Here is a 17166-nt window from a genome sequence, read left to right as displayed (position 1 = left end):
CGGCCTGTTGATGGCTCTCCGTGTACCTGTGCACAACCCTGCGAGTTATCCACAGGGGGTTCGTCACCCTGGGGACAAGTCGACACTGCGCCTCGGAATCGTCGACAAATCTCTCTAGCCACCGCCCCGCCATCCACAGCCCCGCCCCCCGTGACCGTCACCCCAATTCCCTCGTTCAACCCTTTTGAGCGATCCATTCCCACCCGAATGAGGGCGTGAGCCCGGTTTGAACCGGAAATTCCCCGCCTAGCGCGGAACGGACAGAACGATCACCGTCAACATCCACAGAACTTGCTCACACCCTGTGGATAAAAGAATTGCGATCCCCACGGCCTGTGGACAACCGCCCCCAACTACCGCCGCACGCAAGGCGGGACGGCGCTCGACCCACAACCCATTCGCCCCTTTTCGGCCACTGCCCGGAAATTCCCCGGCCTCGCTCCGTACACCACTCCGCACGCCGCATTCACCGCTTTTTGACTTCCGGCAAAACGGTCATAACGACACGCAAAGGAATATCGCGTCGCTACCCCGAAGCCCGCGAAGGTAACCTGAGGGGGTGATTGACCTTCGCCTGCTCCGTGAGGACCCCGACCGTGTTCGCGCCTCCCAGCGCGCCCGTGGAGAGGACGTCGCACTCGTCGACTCACTCCTCTCCGCCGACGAGCGGCGCAGGTCGTCCAGCGTGCGCTTCGACGAGCTGCGCTCCGAGCAGAAGTCGCTGGGCAAGCTCATCCCCAAGGCGACCGGCGACGAGAAGGCCGAGCTGCTGAAGAAGGCCGGCGAGCTGTCCGCCGCCGTCAAGGCCGCCGACGCCGAGCAGGACGAGGCCGCCGACGAGACCCAGCGGCTGCTGCGGCAGCTCGGCAATCTCGTCCACCCGGACGTCCCGGTGGGCGGCGAGGAGGACTTCACCGTCCTGGAGACGATCGGCACGCCGCGCGACTTCGGGAGCGAGGGGTTCGAGCCCAAGGACCACCTGGAGCTCGGCCAGGCGCTCGGCGCCATCGACGTGGAGCGGGCGGCCAAGGTCTCCGGCTCGCGCTTCTACTACCTCACCGGGGTCGGCGCGCTGCTGGAGCTCGCGCTGGTCAACGCCGCGATCGCGCAGGCCACCGCGGCCGGCTTCGTACCGATGCTCACCCCCGCGCTGGTCCGTCCGCACGCCATGGAGGGCACCGGGTTCCTCGGCCAGGCGGCGGAGAACGTGTACCACCTGGAGAAGGACGACTACTACCTGGTCGGTACCTCGGAGGTGCCGCTCGCGGCGTACCACATGGACGAGATCATCGACGCGTCGCAGCTCCCGCTGCGCTACGCGGGCTTCTCGCCGTGCTTCCGCCGCGAGGCCGGTACGTACGGCAAGGACACCCGCGGCATCTTCCGGGTGCACCAGTTCGACAAGGTCGAGATGTTCTCGTACGTCGATCCGGACGACTCCGAGGCCGAGCACCAGCGGCTGCTGGACTGGGAGAAGCAGTGGCTGACCGGACTGGAGCTGCCGTTCCAGGTCATCGACGTGGCCACCGGCGACCTCGGCTCCTCCGCCTCCCGCAAGTTCGACTGCGAGGCGTGGATCCCCACCCAGGGCAAGTACCGCGAGCTGACCTCCGCCTCGAACTGCAATGAGTTCCAGGCCCGCCGGCTCTCCGTCCGGATGCGCGACGGCAAGCACGTCAAGCCGCTGGCCACGCTCAACGGCACGCTGTGCGCCGTACCGCGCACGATCGTCGCGCTCCTGGAGAACCACCAGCAGGCCGACGGCACCGTGCGCGTGCCCGAGGTCCTGCGTCCCTACCTCGGCGGGCGGGAGTTCCTGGAGCCGGTCGCCAAGTGAGCGCCGCCGCCCCGCCGCCGCTGCCGCTGCCGTACCGCCTCGTCGCGACCGACCTCGACGGCACGCTGCTGCGGGCCGACCACAGCGTCTCGGAACGCACGCGCGAGGCGCTCGGCCTGGCCACCGGCGCCGGGGCGGCGCACATCGTCGTCACCGGCCGGGCCGTGCCGTGGACCAAGCACATACTGGACGCCCTCGACTACCGGGGGCTCGCGGTGTGCGGCCAGGGCGCGCAGCTCTACCACGCGGGCGAGCAGCGGCTGCTGACCTCGGTCACCCTCGACCGGCAGCTCGCCGGGCTGGCCCTCGCCAAGATCGAGGCGGAGGTCGGCCCGCTCTACCTGGCCGCCAGCCGCGACGGCCTCGACGGCGCGGTCGTCGTCGGCCCCGGCTACCGCAGCCAGGAGGGCCCGCTGCCGGTCGTCCCCCTCCAGGAACCCGCCGACCTGTGGTCCGCGCCCCTCAACAAGATCTACCTCCAGCATCCCAGCCTCTCCGACGACGCCCTCGCCGAGATCGCCCTCGCCGTCGCCGGCGGCCTCGTCGGCGTGACCATGGCCGGCGCCGGCATCGTCGAACTCCTCCCCCTCGGCCTCACCAAGGCCACCGGCCTCTCCCTCGCCGCCCGCCGCCTCGGCGTGAAGCCCGCCGACACCATCGCCTTCGGCGACATGCCCAACGACATCCCCATGTTCGGCTGGGCCGCCCACGGCGTCGCCATGGCCAACGCCCACGACGACCTCAAGGCCGTCGCCGACGAGATCACCGCCTCCAACGAGGAGGACGGGATCGCGGTGGTGTTGGAACGCCTCTTCGGCTGAGGCCGGGTGAGGGCTGGGTGACTGCTCGAAATGGCTTTCGAAGGGACACGTTGTCCCTTCGAAGGGGTTTTCGAGCAGAGTTATCCACAGGCCCTCGGCCCAGCTCAGGCGGGGGGTCCGAACCGGCCGTCAACGAGAGTGATCGCCTGTTCGCAGTAACCGTACGTTTGTCGGCTCGTTGTCCCTAGTGCGCGGAGGCAACTGGAGTTCGAGGCGTCGAGGGTTCGTGAAGTAGAGGAAAGCCGGGCGACAGAACCGGTCATTGGGTTTGTGGACACGTGAGCAGCTTCCGCTCCTGCGCCCTGGATACGGGCTTCCACCGAACCGTTCCGGAACAAGGAAGGCATCCTCATGCCACCGGAAGCTGCGCTACTGGAGTCGCGCGCGATGCGCGACAGCGTCATGGGGCACGTAGAAGTGCTCGACAAGGTGGGAGCGCTGCGGCTGCTCCCCGACGGCATCCACATCACGACGGAGGACGTGGCCGCGTTCTTCGATATCCACAGGGAGGCTGTGCAGAAAGTCGTACAGCGCCACCGCGACGAGCTGGAGGACAACGGGCTTCGCGTTGTTCGAGGCGATGACCTGCGGATGTTCGAGATGGACAGCTTGTCCATCTCGAAGGGAAATTCGAATCGCAGTTATCCACAGGTTCGCTCGAACCTGACCCTCTTCACCCGGAGGGCCGTCCTCAACGCTGCCATGCTGCTCCGCGACAGCGCCGTCGCCCAGCGCGTGCGTACGTACCTCCTCGACACCGAGGAGTCGCACCGCACGGGCGGGCAGCAGGAGCCGCCGCCCGGCTACGCGTCGCTCGACCGGCGGGTGACCGCTCTGGAGGCGTGTATGGCGGGCGTCGGCACGGCGTTGCAGGAGCTGGGGCCGGTCATCGGGCGGATCTCGGCGCGCTTGGACCGCATCGATCAGCGGCTCGACGGCATCGACAACCGGCTCGATGATTTCGACCGGCGGTTGCACGCCACGAACCGTGTCGTCTGCGCGATGAGTGAGCGCTTGGCCGCGCTCACTCCGCCGCCTCGACGGCGGCGGCACCGCTGACAGCGGCGCCGGTAACGGGGTGAGACCACGGCGGCTCGGTTCCGGCCACTCGGCCGGGGCCGGGCCGCCGTGCCGTTCAGCGGCGGAGTCGGGGGCGCTGGAGTCCGCGGAGATGGCGGAGCACGGACAACGGCGCGAAGCGCCACGGGCGGCGGCCGCGGGTCAGAGGCCAGGCGGCGAGGCCGATCGCGAGCGAGATGGCGTGGCCGACGTCGGTGTAGGTGGCGTCGGCGAGCAGGGGGAGGGCGAAGAAGAGGATCGCGCCGGCGGCGTAGAGCCAGCGCCAGGGGTGCGGGAAGCGGTAGGTGAGGACGCCAGCGGCGGCGGCGAGGCCGTAGGAGACGCCGATGTCGACGACGTGCTTCATGGAGTGCGGCAGGGAGTGGTCCCGGATGGCCAGGAGCAGGACCTCCTGGCTGACGAGCGTGGCCGCGATGTGGGCGGTGGCGACCGTGAGGAGCCAGCGCAGGGTGCCTACCCAGCGTTCGACGTTGGCGTGGACGAGTTCGAAGAGGCCCGCGTAGAGGAGGAACGAGGACGGGCTCTCGATCCAGAACCCGCTGATGAGCAGCGCTTGCGAGGGGTGCTTGTTGAGTTCGTGGATGTTGCTGCTGGTGCGGTGCAGGAGGAAGGTCTCCAGGCCCTGGCTCGCAGCGGCGATCACCAGGCTGGTGATGCCGATGATGAGCAGCCAGATGTGGGTGCCGGGGGCGGACCGTACCCATGCCCGTACCGCCCGTACGGCGCGGGCGCTCAGCGGGAAGTCGGCGGAGACGGCCCGTGCGCCTCGGGCGAGCGGGTCGAGTTCCTTCCGCTCCGGGCCGGCGGCCCCTTCCCGGCCACCGTGCTCCCGCTGGTCCCGCGGTTCCCCGTGGTCCCGCGATTCCCGCTGGCCCCGCCGTTCCCCCCGGTCCCGCTCACCGTCGATCATGGCCGGCCGCGCCGCCGTGGTGCGGCGAAGTACGGGCCCGCTGCCTTGACCTGGCGGATGACCGGGGAAGTCTCCATCCGCTGGACGGCCGAGAGCGAGGCGATGCTCGACGTCAGATAGGTGTAGAGGGCCTTGACGTCGGCGCAGATGGCGACGGCCATCAGGTTGTACGGGCCGGTGATGGCGCACGCGAAGGCGATCTCGGGGTGGCGGGCCAGCGCCTCCCCGGTCTCGTGCAGGGCGGCGGGCGACACGGAGAGCATGAGGGTGACGTGCGTGCCGTGGCCGAAGGTCCGGGGGGCGTAGTCGACGTCGAAGAACAGGGCCCCTTGGCTCCGGAGTTCGGCGAGGCGGCGGCGTACGGTCGACTGGGACCAGCCGGTGACGGTGCTCAGTTCGGCGAGCGGGGCGCGGCCGTCGCGGGCGAGCGCCGCGCAGAGCCGTTCGTCGGCGGCGCTGAGCGAGGGGGCGGGGCCGGTGCCGCGGTCCGCCGCCGGTTCGTAGGCGGTCAGCCGCTCGACCTGGTCCGGGGTCAGCGACTCGGACTTGTTGACGAGCCCCTGGGCGCCGCCGAAGTACTCATGGATGAGGCAGTGCGCGGCGACGCCGGTCACCTGGGGGGTGCGCGGCAGCTTCTCCAGCAGCAGCGCCTCGCTGTCCCGGTCGCTGGCGACGCGGGTGACGGCGGCGATCTCGGTGCCGCCGGAGAGCATGCTCACCCAGGAGGTGTCGGCGCGGCGGGCGAGGGCCTCGGCGACGGGGGTGGCGGCGTCGGGCGTGCACTGGACCCGTACGAGCCAGACGGTCTCGCCGAGTACGCCCGGGTCGGTGAGGCCGAGTACCTTGATCGCGCCGCTGGTGCGCAGCCGGGTGTAGCGGCGCGCGATGGTCTGGTCGGAGACGCCGAGCACGTCGGCTATCCGGCTGAAGGGGGCCCGCCCGTCGAGCTGGAGCGCGTGGACGAGCCGCAGGTCGAGTCCGTCACGGCTGTCGGTTTTCACCACACGAGGCTAACTGGTGTCGGAAATCGCCGCCCAGAAGAGGCCGGCTGTGAGCGGGGGCGGGGCGCGGCGGACGGTGGTGTCCACAGGGCCCGCGGCAGTGGACGGGCCGTCTCTCTTCGGGAGCTTCAGATGCACAACCCGCGCAGCCATCCGCCCGGCGGCCCGGACGGCGCGGTACGCGGCAAGTGGTGGCCGCTCGTCGCCATCACGCTCGGCAACTTCATGCTGCTGGTCGACGTCACCATCGTGAACACCGCCCTGCCCCAGATGGCGCACGGCCTGAACACGTCCTTCTCCTCACTCCAGTGGGTGATGGACATCTACGCGCTGGCGCTGGCCGCGCTGCTGATGGTGGCCGGTTCCGCGGCCGACCTCTTCGGCCGCCGCCGGCTGTACGTCCTGGGGCTGGTCGTCTTCGCGGTGTCCTCGCTGGCCTGCGGGCTGGCCCCGGACGGGACCGTGCTGATCGTGGCGCGGGCCGTGCAGGGCGTGGGGGCGGCGGCGATGTTCGCGACCAATACCCCGCTGCTGATGGCGGCCTACCAGGGCCGGGACCGCGGCGTCGCGTTCGGCGTCTGGGGTGGTACGGGCGGGGCCGCGACGGCGGTCGGGCCGCTGCTGGGCGGGTTGCTGACCGAGTACGCGGACTGGCGGTGGATCTTCTGGGTCAACCTGCCGCTGACCGCCCTCGCGGTGTGGGCCACCCTCCGTTCGGTCAAGGAGTCGCGCCTGGAGGCGACCGGTCCGCGCGGCGGACGGCCGGGCATCGACTGGCCCGGAGCGATCTCGTTCACGGTCTGCGCGGGCGCCCTGACGTACGGGCTGATGCGCGGCGGCGAGCACGGCTGGTCGGACTCCGGCACCGTGACGGCACTGGTGGTCGCGGCCGCCGCGCTGATCGTCTTCCTCGTCGTGGAGCGCCGGGCACGGCAGCCGCTGCTGGAGCTGAAGCTGTTCCGCCGCCCGTCGTTCGCGGTGCTGATGGCGGCGGCCCTGCTGCTGCAGGCGGCGGCGTTCCCGTACCTCACGTACGGCGGACTGTGGCTGCAGACGGTGCTGGGGCTGTCCCCGATGCAGGCGGGGCTCGCGGTGATGCCGATGGCCGCGGTGTCGCTGGTCGTGGGCGCCGTGGGCGGCCGGGTGCTGCACCGGGTCGCTCCGCAGCTCCCGCTCGGCATCGGCCTGCTGCTGATCGGCGCCGGCGCGCTGACGCACTCGCTGCTGCTGTCGGCCGACTCGGGCTGGGCGACGCTCGCGCCGGGCCTCGCGCTCGGCGGACTCGGCGTCGGCATGTCCATGCCGGTCCTGGTCTCCGCCGCCCTCGGCGCGGCCCCGCCGGAGCGCGGCGGCATGGCGAGCGGCGCCGTGAACACCTTCCGGCAGATGGGTTACGCGCTGGGCATCGCGGTCCTGGGCATGGTCTTCGCGAGCCGGGTCCGCACCGTGATCTCGGGCAGCGACGCCCTCCCGGCGGACGCGGCGGGCCGGGCGGCCGAGGCGATCAGCGGCGGCCACTCCGGCGACATCGTCGCCTCGGCCCCGGCGGGCGCGGCCCGGCAGGGCGTCGAGGCCCTGGTCCACGAGTCGTTCGTGGCGGGCCTGGACCGCATCTGCCTGGTCTCCGGCATCGTGGCGGTGGTCGCGGGGCTGGTGGTCCTGGCGGTGGTACGCCCGTCCGAGCAGCCGGGGTCGGGTGCGGGGGCCGCTTCCGGGCCGGCGGCGGCACGGCCCGGGGGCGGGGACGGCTCCGCGCCCCGCTCGGAGTCGGAGCCGGTGGGGGCGTAGGAAGGAAGTGGGGGAGCGGGGGTGCGGGGGATTCCGAAGGCCGGGGGGTGCGGGGCGCGTGTGGGGACGCGGGCCCCGGGCGGGGGAGCGCGCGGGCGCTCGTACGGTCGTGACCACCGTACGAGCGCCCGGTGCCGTTCCAGGGCCCGGGGCCGTACCAGCGCCCGGCTCCGTACCGGCTCTCCAGCCCCCTACCGGCCCCCTCGCCCCTCCCTCCCCCTCAAGGCTCCGGCCAAGGCCGGCCCTTCCGTTCCATGGCGAGGGACCTGAACTTCCGGGCGGCGGCGGACATATAGGCGTCGTGGCGCCAGACGAGCGTGAGGGTGCGGTGGCAGTAGGGGGCGTCGAGGCGGAGGAGGGCGACGGGGGCGTTGGTGATCGAGCCGCGCGACATGGCGGGTACGAGGCAGACTCCGAGGCCCGCGCTGACCAGCACCGGGGCCGCGCCGGGCTCGTCGCCCTCGCAGCCGATGGTGGGCACGAGCCCTTCGGCGGCGAACATCCGGTCCAGGAGGGCGCGTTGCCAGTGGCCGGGGCGGGTGGCGATGAAGGGCTCGTCGGCGAGTTCGCGTACGCCGACGTGTTCGCGGCCGGCCAGGGGGTGGCCGAGGGGGACGGCGAGGAGCACGTCTTCGCGGAGCAGTTCGGCGGAGCCGATGGAGGTACCGGTGAGGGGTTGCGAGGCGAGGCAGAAGTCGACTTCGCGGGAGCGAAGTCGGCGGCTCATGGCCTCGGCCGTGGACTGGAAGAGGCGGACCCGGACACCGGGGTGGCGGTCGCGGTACTCAGCGAGCAGCCCGGTGAGCGAGAGCAGCGTCTCGGAGGCGAGGGCGAGCGTGCCATGGTCGAGGCCGGCCGCGTCGGCGAGTTCGCGGCGGGCGTCGTCGAGTTCGCCGAGCGCGCGGTCGACGCGGCGCAGGAAGGCGGCGCCGTACTGGTTGAGGCGCACTTGGCGGCCGTTGCGGTCGAAGAGCCGCACGCCGAGACCAGCTTCCAGCCGGGCGATGGTGCGGCTCACGGAGGGCTGGGCGACGCGCAGTTCGGCCGCGGCCCGGCTGATGTGCTCGTGGCGCGCCACGACCTGGAAGCAGCGCAGGGACAGGAGGTCCATGGATGTCCTCGTCTCATGCCTTTCCGGACATGATCACATGGCGGAATTGGTCATGGAACGCATGAGGTCCGTGACCTAACGTCGATCTCGCGGTCCATGACGGACGGTTACGGACGCACACCGCCCCGTCATCCGCACGGCGACTCGCGGAACGGCGATTCGCGGACGGCAACAGCTAGAACGACAACTCGTAGAACGGCAACACCTAGAACGGCAACGCAACTCGTAGAGGGGTCTCAGCACATGAGCGGTACCGATACCAGCGCCACCACCACGTCGACGGCTTCCACGCCCGCTTCCCCGCCCGCTTCCACCTCCGGCACTCCTGCGGCCTCCGCCTCCGCCTCCCCTCCCCCGCCCGGTTTCGTGAGCTATGTGGAGATGATCCTCGCGGAGATGGCGCGGGAGCCGGGCCGTACGGTGGTGACGACGGCGGACGGCGAGCGCGTGACGGCGGGCGAGTTCCGGGACGAGACCTACCGGTTGGCGGCGGAACTGGCCGCGCGCGGAGTCGGCCGCGACTTCACCGTCGCCATGCTGGTGGGCAACCGGCCCGAGGCGCTGACCGCGCGGTACGCGGCGAACCTGCTCGGTGCGCGCGTGGACTACCTCTATGTGGGCATGGCGCCCGAGGTGCTGGCGCGGGTCGCGACGAGCGTCGAGACGCGGCTGCTGCTGGTCGACCCGGAGCTGGCGGAGGGCCCGCGGGAGTTGGTGGCGCTGCTGCCGGAGGTGCCGGTGGCATCGTTCGGGCCGAGTGGGCTGGGCGACGATCTGCTGGCGTGCGCGGCGCGCCGGCCCGCCGACCCGGTGGCGAACGCGGCGCACCCCGATGACGACTGGTCCATCCGGCAGACGGGCGGCACGACGGGCGTGCCCAAGGGGGTGTGCATGGCGCAGGGCCCGTACGCCGAGTCCCTGAAACACCCGGTCACCGGCGCGGGCCGGCCGGCCCGCTTCCTGGCCGCGACCTCGCTCGCCCACCTCTCGGGGGTCCTCGCCGACATCACGCTGGCGGCGGGCGGCTCGGTGGTGCTGCAGCGGTCCTTCGACGCCGGCCGGGTGCTCGCGGCGATCGAGCGGGAGCGGATCACGCACGTATGGGTGCTGCCCCCGCTGCTCTACGAACTCCTCGACCATCCGGATCTGGCCACCACCGACCTCTCCTCGCTCGGCCGCGTCACCTACGGCGGCTCCCCCGCCTCGCCGAGCCGCCTGCACCAGGCCCAGGAGGCGCTGGGGCCGGTGCTCTACGGCGCGTACGGGCAGTCGGAGGCGGGCTGGATCACCGAAGTAGGGCCCCACGAGCACGGCCGTACGGGCCACGGCGGCCAGGTCACGGTCGGCCGGCCGATGAGCGGCGTACGCGTCGAGATCCGCGACGAGGCCGGGAACGCGCTGGCCGCGGACCGTATAGGGGAGATCCACGTAGCCACTCCGCTCACCATGAGCGGCTACTGGAAGCAGCCCGAGCTGACCGCGCAGACCCTGCGCGACGGGTGGGTGCGCACCGGCGACGTCGGATACCTGGACGCCGACGGCTACCTCTACATCGTCGACCGGATCAAGGACATGATCATCGTCGTGGGCGGCCACGTCTACCCCGGCGAACTGGAAGACCTGCTGCTCACCCACCCCGCCGTCGCCCAGTGCGCCGTCTTCGGCATGCCCGGCCCCGACGCGGAGGAACAGGTCCACGCCGCGATCGTCCCCACCCCCGGCCACACCGTCGACCCCGACCTCATCCGCGCCTACGTCCGCGACCACAAGGGCCCCATGTACGCCCCGACCGGCGTCCACCCCCTCCCCCGCATCCCCCTGACCTCCGTCGGCAAGCCGGACAAGAAACTGCTGCGCACGACGTTGGGCAAGTGACGCCGGGACTGTAGCCGAAGCGCGCGGCAACGCGGCCGTTCCGTTCCGGTGGCCATCATGAGGGCGGGGCCGGTGGTCACCACAAGGGGGGTGCCGGAGCCGTTCGAGGTGTGCGGGAGGGCAGCGGCGCCTGGGCGAGAACCTCTTGGATCTTGCCCAGGCGCCGTTTCCGGAGGATTTTCTGGGCCATGATGACGGCGCAGGCCCCCGCGGCCGCTCCGGTCGCCGCCACCGCGCCCCACCGGACGGCACTCCCCGCCCGCCCCCTGCCATGCGCCCGGGGCCCGCCCGCCCTCGCGTCCCCGTCGCGATCAGCCTCCGGGCCCGAGGGCGCCGGAAACACGCCGCGGCGCCCCAGCCTCGCCCGCATCACGCCACGGCCCCGGACTCAATGGCCGAAGAACGCACGGAGCCGATGACCGAAGAACGCGTGGAGCCGATGGCCGGAGAACGCGTGGCTGGAGAACACGTGGGGCCGATGGACGGCGAACGCACGCTGCGCACGACCCTGACCTGCTCATCGGTGAACCGGCCGCGGCGCACACGGAACCGGGCCACCGGGTCGGGGCGCATGAGATCGAGAGCCACGGTTCGTTCGTCGGTCCAGCCCTGGAGCCGGAATTCGGCGTTGCCGATGTGGACCAGGCCGAAGCGGGGCTCCCCCGCGATGCTCAACACCAGCCTGTCGTCCACCATCTGTACGGCCCCGGGGAGGCTGTGCGCCGGGTCGGCGCCGGAGTCGTCCGACCAGTCGGGGAAGTTGGCTGGTACGTCGATCTCGCAGCACAGGTCCTCCTGCTCGAAGCGTTGCAGCGGCACGGTCTCGCGTGCCAGCAGCACGTCGCTCCACGGCAGTTGGGCGCGGAAGTCGGCGGGGAAGAGCGCCATGAGCGCGAGGGTGGGGACACAGTCCACGACGAGGTGGACGCGCCGTCGTGGGCTGCGATTCCGGGCTACGTGGAGGCGGTCGAAATCCGCGTACCACAGCCGCCCCGCCGGCCAGTGGTACGTCCGCCCGCCGACGACGAGTTCGGCTCCGGGCTGGGTCACGACGGGTATGTGCAGGCGCAGCGAGCCCCACGGGAAATTGGTGCGGCCGTCCCGGTGTTCGTGGGTTTCCGCTCCGGGGCCGAGCGCCATCAGGCGCACGCTGTGCAGTGGCGCGGGGATTTGGGACAGGACCTCCGCGTGGTAGGGGCACCGGGCGAGCGCGGCGGTGTCGCGGTGGTCTTCGAGGCCGGCGCCGCCGGGGTCGGTGCGCCGGGCGCTGCCTCCCGGGCCGCGCAACGGGATGATCTTCCAGTCGAAGGCGTCCTCGGCGCCCAGCCCGCTCTGGCTCACGGGGCGGTTCGCCCGCCAGGTGAGGTCGGACAGGGCGGCGACCTCCTCGGCGAGCCGTACGGCATCCACGGCGAGGTCCAGCGGCGCGGCGGGAGGAAGATGGGACCAGGGGGCCTCGGGCATCGACGGGCGGGTTCGAGGGGACACGAGCGGCCATCACCTTTCGATTCAGCCTTCTAGCTTTCGGATTTCAGCTTTCGGTTTCCGGCTTTCGGTTTCCGGCTTCCGGCTTTTAGCTTTCGGCGGGAGGGGTCGGGTGGGTGGGGTGCGGAGATCCGGCGGGCCCGGCGGCGAGTTCGGCGGCGGGTGGCCCGCCGTCGGCTTCGGCGGCCGAGCGGCTTGCCTTCGGTTCGGGGAGACGGGCGGGTGGCGGAGCGTCCGCGCCGGATTGCCAGGGCCGGTGCCGCCCCGCGAGGCACGCCGCCGCGAGAGCCGCGAGCCCCCCGGCGGTGAACACCCAGGCCATCGGTGCCCAGTCGGCCATGAGCCCGCCGACAGCCATCGCGACGCCTTGGACGGCGATCGAGCCCGCGCCGCTGAGAGTCATGGCACGGCCGCGGAGCCGACTGGGCACCCGCTCGACGAAGAGCTGGTCGAGGGGGAGCGCGAAGGCGGTGCCCACTCCGCTGATGAGCAGGAGCGTCAGCGCGACGGGGAGCGGGGGCGCGGTGGCGAAGCAGAGGAGCGGAGCTGCGGCGAGCAGGATGAGGGCGGGCACCCGGCGGGCGCGTTCCGCCGGTGCCCAGAAGCGCGCCACGACAGCCTCACCGAGCACGGTGCCCACGGCGGGGAAGGCCAGGAGCAGGCCGACGGCTTGAGGGCCCCCGCCGAGCTCCGCGGCATAGGGGGCCGCCAGCCCCTCGGGGAGGACGATGAACGCTGTCGGCAGCCATTGGAGCAGCAGGAGGCGCCGCAGCAGCGGATCGCCGAGGATCGCGCGGTTGCCCCGGAGCGTCGCGCGGACGAACCCGTCCGAGGAGCCGGGCCGTCCCGCCGCACCCGCCGGGCGGGGCCTCACCAGGAGGACGACCGCCGAGATGGACAGGGCGAACGTGGCGGCGTCGATGAGCAGCGCGGACCGCGGAGTGAGAGCGACGAGCAGCAGGCCGCCCAGCCCAAAGCCGAGTGTCTGGCCCAGTTGAACCGTGGCCGAGAACATCGACCGGCCCAGCGCGTAGCCCTCCAGCCCCACGATCTCGGGCAGCAGAGTCTGCCGGGCGGCCCGGAAGAGGGGGGACAGCGCCCCGGAGACCGTCACCAGAAGCAGCAGGGCCGGTACGGGCATGCCGGGCACCGTCATCACGAGTACGCACGCCATCCGGCTGAGGTCCCCGACGAGCATCAGCCGCCGGGCCGGCACCAGATCCACCACGGAGGACGCGAGCGCCGCCGTCAGGACCTGCGGCATGAAGCCGAGCGCGTACGTGATGGCGGCCATCAGCGCGGAGCGCGTGCGGTCGTAGACGAGGACGGAGAGAGCGACCTTGGTCAGGACATCGCCGAGTATCGACACCGTGTGCGCCGCGAAAAGCCCGGCGAACTCGCGATTCCGCAGCAGCGTCCCATAAGTGGCCGCCCCGCTCACGGCGCCGAGCCGCTGCTCATGGGGCAGCCGAAGTCCGCGACGCGGCCCGTGCCCCCCGCGGCGACGACGCCCGTACGCTCCCGGGGCCGGGCCCGGCGGTCGCGCCGGGCCGCCAGCCGTACGGTCAGTCCGCTGGGCGTCAGTTCACGGGCGGGGTCGGGCACCACCGTGGTGCCCGGTACGGGCCGCAGCGTGAAGTCCCGCACCAGCAGGGCGGTGGCCAGCGTCATCTCGATCAGGCTCCACGACAGACCCATGCAGACCAGCGGCCCCGCCCCGAAGGGCAGGTAGGCGTACTGCGGCGCCGCGGGACCGGACCCGTCCGGAAGCCAGCGGTCCGGGTCGAACCGCAGCGGGTCGGGGAACCAGCGGCCGTCGCGCTGGATGACGTACGAGGGCACCATCACTTTGGTGCCCGGCTCCAGGACGTAGCCACCGAGTGTCGTCCGGTGGAGGGCGTGGCGCGCGTACACCCAGTTCGGGGGCCACAGGCGGAGCGCCTCACGGACCGTACGAGCGGTGTACTCCAGTCCGCTGTAGTGGGCCTGGGTGATGGGCCCCGACGCCGGAAGCACCGCCGCGGCCTCGGCGGCGATCCTCTCTTGGACCTCGGGGTGCCCGGTCAGTTCGTGGACCGTCCAGCCGAAGCCGGACGACGGGGCGCTCTGGGCGGCCAGCAAGGTGGCCGCCAAGGTCTCGCAGGTGACACGGTCGGACAGCGGGCCGTGGCGGCCTGTCGGCCTCGCCAGCACACCCAGGAGGTCGTCGCTGTCGGTCCGGCCCTCCACGCGGCGCAGCTCGATCACTCGGCCCACGGCCCGTTCCAGCGCCCGGTTGGCACGGCCGACGCGCCGGTGGCGCGGGAGGGGCAGCCAGGAGGGGAGTGCGATGGGGCTCCGGATGACCGGCAGCAAGGCGTCGAAGAGCTCCTGTTCCAGCCCGTCGACGAGGTGGGCGTCCCGCGAGAAGCAGAGCGTCGACCCGAGCCCGGAGGTGAGCGTCCGCATCCGGGCGACGACATCGATGTCGCCGTCGTCGCCCCAGGCGGTGATCGCCTCCGCCATCCGGGCGGCGATCAGCGGGATCTTCATCTGCATCGCGGATGGACGCATTCCGCGCATGCGGGCCGCGCGAGAGGAAGCCCACTGCCGCTGGGTCGCGGCATTCTCCTTCTGCTTCCGGTGCAGGAAATCGACCTCGCCGCCGAAGTCGGTATTGGTCCGCAGCAGGACTTCGCCGGCCGTCGCCGGGTCGGCGGCGACGACGATATGACGGTCGAAGGACCAGATAGCTCCGTACCGTTCGGACATTTCCACCATGAAGCCGAGGCGGTCCCGGTCGTAGGCGGGGCCGTTGCCGGCGAGGCGGTCGCCGGGCGGACCTGGCGGTCGGTTCATCGTTTCCCCCCAGTGGACGAGGCTCCGGTCAGTGGCCCCTTGGGCCGGGGCGGGGGCAGGTCCCGCCCCGGCCCAAGGAATGGGTCCCTGAATTCAGGGGGGTTTATCAGTACTTGTAGAAACCGGCCAGAGCCGTCATCTTCGTGCGGCGGGCAATCGCGTACGAGGCAGCCTTGAAAATCGCCATCGTCAATACCTCTTCCATGAATGGTCCACTCCGGCAGCAGGAACAGCCGAGCGGCCTCTAATTCAACTCCCGGACTTTTTCCGCGAGTTCCTTGCGCCTCTCAAGAGTGCCGAGCGGCCGCGTCCCTGGTCCAGCCCGATCACCCCGCATTAAGCTGCATACAGCAAACTTCTAGGGGGTAAATGATGACAAAACCGCCCATCGAAACCATGGCTCAGCTCAGCGACGTGGAGATCGGCGTCTTCCGCTGGGCAGCGCACCACGGGCACTTATCCGCCGAAGCCGCGGCCCTGGCGCTCGACCTGCCGCCGGAGAGCGTCCGGCAGGCCGCGTCCACGCTGGTCGCACGGCATCTGCTCCGCCCGCTGCCCGGAGCCGCCGGAACCTCGGAGGGCCGGCTCGTCCCCGTCGCCCCGGAGGCGGCGGCCGCGACCCTGCTGGCCCCGCTGGAGACCGCGCTGCGCGAGCAGTTGGCCCATACCGAGCGGCTCCGTGGGGAGTACAGCGTGCTCGCTCCGCTGTACTCCGAGAGCCGGCCGAGCCGCCACTCCCAGGCGGCGACCGTCGAGGTACGCGACCTCAAGACCGTCATCGGATTGATCGACGACGCCATGGCGCGGTGCACCGAGGAGATCCTCACCTGCGAGCCCCGCCGAGGCCGGCCGGCGGACATGGTGGAACACGCCTACACCCGCGATCTTGGTCTCCTTCAGCGAGGCGTGCGCATGCGCACCCTCTACCAGCACACGGCGCGACACGACACATCCCTCCAGGAGAACGTGGAGCGTCTCGTCGCAGCCGGAGCCGAAGTACGTACGCTCAGCGAGCTGTTCGGCAGGATGATCGCCGTCGACCGGGAAACCGTGTTCATCCCCCACTGGGACGAGCAGGACGGCGCCGCCGTCATCCGCGACCCCTCCACGGTCGGCTACCTCTGCCAGGTCTTCGATCAAGCCTGGATACTCGCCACGCCCTACCGCCCCACCCACTTCGGCAACCCCACCATCACCAGCGATGCCAAGCTGGCGATCGTGCGGCTGCTCACCGAGGGCATGAAGGACGAGGTCATCGCCCGCCGGCTGGGCATGTCCCTGCGTACGTGCCGCAAGCACATCGCGGAGATCATGGAGAGCTTCCGCGCGGAGAGCCGGTTCCAGCTCGGCTATCTCATCCGCGCGCGGCTGGGGGCTCCCGGCACCACGGGCGCGGACCTCGACCACGTGGTGGACGCCGTCTGCGGCTCGCGCGGTCTCAAGGGCAGGGGCGAGCGCAAGGCGGCGGTCCGGGAACGCGCCGCCTCCGAGGCTGACAGGGGCGGCGGGGGCGGGGCTCCCCCCGCTCTCAGCCAGGCGTGAACGGAGCGCTCCCCTGCGGCCCGGACCCTCCCGAAGGGGTCCGGCCCGCGTCTCCTCGCCATTGGTTGTAGGATGACTGAGCTTGTAGGATGACTGGGCAACCGGGCCAACAGGGTCCGGGTTCTTTTCGACGTTGGCGTGGGGAGCGGGCGCATGGCATTGCAGGCGGCGGGGCGGAAGTCCCTGGTGGACACCGTCGTCGATCAGTTGCGCGCGCAGTTGGCGGCGGGCGAGTGGCGGGTCGGGGAGCGCATTCCGACCGAGCACGCGCTGGCCGAACAGCTCCAGGTCGGGCGAAACACCGTCCGCGAGGCGGTGCGGGTGCTCGTACACGCCGGGATGCTGCGCTCGCGGCAGGGCGAGGGGACCTTCGTGGTCTCCAAGGCCGACCCCGGCGACATCATGCGCGGGGTGCAGCGGGCCGGGGTCCGGGACGTGCTGGAGCTGCGGATCGCGCTGGAGACGGAGGCCGCGCGGCTGGCCGCGCTCCGCCATGAACCCGCCGACCTGGAGCGGATGGCCGCGGCGCTGGAGGCGCAGACGCGGTTGCAGGACCAGGAGGGCCAGCCCGCCTCCGGGAGCCTTGAGCTGTACGCCGATCACGACATCGAGTTCCACATGGCCGTGGTCGAGGCCGCGCACAACACCGCGCTGACGGCCACGTACGGCTGGTTCGCCAGCTCGGTGCGGGAGGCGCTGGTCTCCTCGCTCGGCGACCACGAGATGCCGAAGGTGCTGCACGGGGACCATCGGGCCGTCCTCGACGCCATCGCCTCGGGCGACCCCGAGGCCGCCGAGCGCGCCGCCCGCGAACTTCTCGCGCGCCCCAAACAAGCCGTCGAGGCGTTGCTGGCCGAACTCTGACGCCGGCCGCACCG

General features: G+C 71.6%; 13 protein-coding genes. 7 read left to right on the top strand and 6 right to left on the bottom strand.

The genetic code is table 11. The annotated features are described in order from the left end of the window. Nucleotides 1-559: 559 nt before the first annotated feature. The 3 genes from serS (at nucleotide 560) to IF55_RS09335 (ending at nucleotide 3717) form a co-directional block, all read left to right on the top strand. Entirely contained in the window at nucleotides 560-1837 is a 1278-nt protein-coding gene (gene serS / locus IF55_RS09345; protein WP_030882422.1) for a serine--tRNA ligase, read from the top strand. Further along, a complete protein-coding gene (locus IF55_RS09340) occupies nucleotides 1834-2658 on the top strand; it encodes an HAD family hydrolase (RefSeq protein ID WP_030882419.1) in 825 nt (274 codons plus the stop codon). The genes serS and IF55_RS09340 overlap by 4 nt, the downstream gene beginning before the upstream one ends. Nucleotides 2659-3009: 351 nt before the next feature. Next, a complete protein-coding gene (locus tag IF55_RS09335; RefSeq protein ID WP_048831795.1) occupies nucleotides 3010-3717 on the top strand; it encodes a hypothetical protein in 708 nt (235 codons plus the stop codon). Between the two features lie 76 nt (nucleotides 3718-3793). Here the strand turns inward: IF55_RS09335 and IF55_RS09330 are convergent, their stop codons facing one another. After that, nucleotides 3794-4648 carry a rhomboid-like protein gene (locus IF55_RS09330; RefSeq protein WP_342668291.1) on the bottom strand — a complete coding sequence of 285 codons (855 nt, stop codon included), beginning with the start codon at nucleotides 4646-4648 and terminating at the stop codon, nucleotides 3794-3796. Further along, the gene (locus tag IF55_RS09325) at nucleotides 4645-5649 is read right to left on the bottom strand and encodes an Lrp/AsnC family transcriptional regulator (protein ID WP_030882411.1); all 1005 of its coding nucleotides are present in this window, start codon (nucleotides 5647-5649) and stop codon (nucleotides 4645-4647) included. The genes IF55_RS09330 and IF55_RS09325 overlap by 4 nt, the downstream gene beginning before the upstream one ends. Before the next feature lie 132 nt (nucleotides 5650-5781). Between IF55_RS09325 and IF55_RS09320 the strand changes: the two genes are divergently transcribed. Then, complete coding sequence (locus tag IF55_RS09320; protein WP_048831794.1) at nucleotides 5782-7437, top strand: MFS transporter; 1656 nt, start codon at nucleotides 5782-5784, stop codon at nucleotides 7435-7437. Nucleotides 7438-7657: 220 nt separating this feature from the next. Here IF55_RS09320 and IF55_RS09315 read toward each other — a convergent pair whose 3' ends face one another. Continuing rightward, a complete protein-coding gene (locus tag IF55_RS09315) occupies nucleotides 7658-8548 on the bottom strand; it encodes a LysR family transcriptional regulator (protein ID WP_030882406.1) in 891 nt (296 codons plus the stop codon). Nucleotides 8549-8929: 381 nt separating this feature from the next. On the opposite strand from IF55_RS09315, the gene IF55_RS09310 reads away from it, so the two are divergent. Next, nucleotides 8930-10423 carry an AMP-binding protein gene (locus tag IF55_RS09310; protein ID WP_030882403.1) on the top strand — a complete coding sequence of 498 codons (1494 nt, stop codon included), beginning with the start codon at nucleotides 8930-8932 and terminating at the stop codon, nucleotides 10421-10423. 369 nt (nucleotides 10424-10792) lie between these two features. Here IF55_RS09310 and IF55_RS09305 read toward each other — a convergent pair whose 3' ends face one another. The 3 genes from IF55_RS09305 to IF55_RS09295 form a co-directional block, all read right to left on the bottom strand. Continuing rightward, nucleotides 10793-11911, bottom strand: coding sequence for an aspartyl/asparaginyl beta-hydroxylase domain-containing protein (locus IF55_RS09305; RefSeq protein ID WP_157854359.1), 1119 nt, complete (start codon nucleotides 11909-11911; stop codon nucleotides 10793-10795). A gap of 85 nt (nucleotides 11912-11996) precedes the next feature. Continuing rightward, on the bottom strand, nucleotides 11997-13349 hold the full coding sequence (locus IF55_RS09300) for an MFS transporter (RefSeq protein ID WP_048831792.1): 1353 nt from the start codon (nucleotides 13347-13349) through the stop codon (nucleotides 11997-11999). Then, nucleotides 13346-14746, bottom strand: coding sequence for a cytochrome P450 (locus IF55_RS09295; RefSeq protein ID WP_030882395.1), 1401 nt, complete (start codon nucleotides 14744-14746; stop codon nucleotides 13346-13348). The genes IF55_RS09300 and IF55_RS09295 overlap by 4 nt, the downstream gene beginning before the upstream one ends. A gap of 396 nt (nucleotides 14747-15142) precedes the next feature. Here IF55_RS09295 and IF55_RS09290 point away from each other — a divergent pair, with 396 nt between their 5' ends. Next, nucleotides 15143-16288 (top strand): LuxR C-terminal-related transcriptional regulator, encoded by a 1146-nt coding sequence (locus tag IF55_RS09290; protein WP_048831791.1) that lies wholly within the window; start codon nucleotides 15143-15145, stop codon nucleotides 16286-16288. 153 nt (nucleotides 16289-16441) lie between these two features. Next, nucleotides 16442-17152, top strand: coding sequence for a FadR/GntR family transcriptional regulator (locus IF55_RS09285; protein WP_030882390.1), 711 nt, complete (start codon nucleotides 16442-16444; stop codon nucleotides 17150-17152). Nucleotides 17153-17166: the final 14 nt, after the last annotated feature.

It is taken from the genome of Streptomyces varsoviensis (assembly GCF_000718635.1).
GTDB lineage: Bacteria > Actinomycetota > Actinomycetes > Streptomycetales > Streptomycetaceae > Streptomyces > Streptomyces varsoviensis.
This window is presented reverse-complemented; position numbering and strand designations above follow the sequence as displayed.

Bases quoted from the DNA above. Each gene is read 5' to 3' on its own strand.
- IF55_RS09335 (WP_048831795.1), top strand. From the start codon at position 3,010: ATGCCACCGGAAGCTGCGCTACTGGAGTCGCGCGCGATGCGCGACAGC.
- IF55_RS09330 (WP_342668291.1), bottom strand. From the start codon at position 4,648: ATGATCGACGGTGAGCGGGACCGGGGGGAACGGCGGGGCCAGCGGGAA.
- IF55_RS09320 (WP_048831794.1), top strand. From the start codon at position 5,782: ATGCACAACCCGCGCAGCCATCCGCCCGGCGGCCCGGACGGCGCGGTA.
- IF55_RS09315 (WP_030882406.1), bottom strand. From the start codon at position 8,548: ATGGACCTCCTGTCCCTGCGCTGCTTCCAGGTCGTGGCGCGCCACGAG.
- IF55_RS09310 (WP_030882403.1), top strand. From the start codon at position 8,930: ATGATCCTCGCGGAGATGGCGCGGGAGCCGGGCCGTACGGTGGTGACG.
- IF55_RS09295 (WP_030882395.1), bottom strand. From the start codon at position 14,746: ATGAACCGACCGCCAGGTCCGCCCGGCGACCGCCTCGCCGGCAACGGC.
- IF55_RS09290 (WP_048831791.1), top strand. From the start codon at position 15,143: ATGGCTCAGCTCAGCGACGTGGAGATCGGCGTCTTCCGCTGGGCAGCG.
- IF55_RS09285 (WP_030882390.1), top strand. From the start codon at position 16,442: ATGGCATTGCAGGCGGCGGGGCGGAAGTCCCTGGTGGACACCGTCGTC.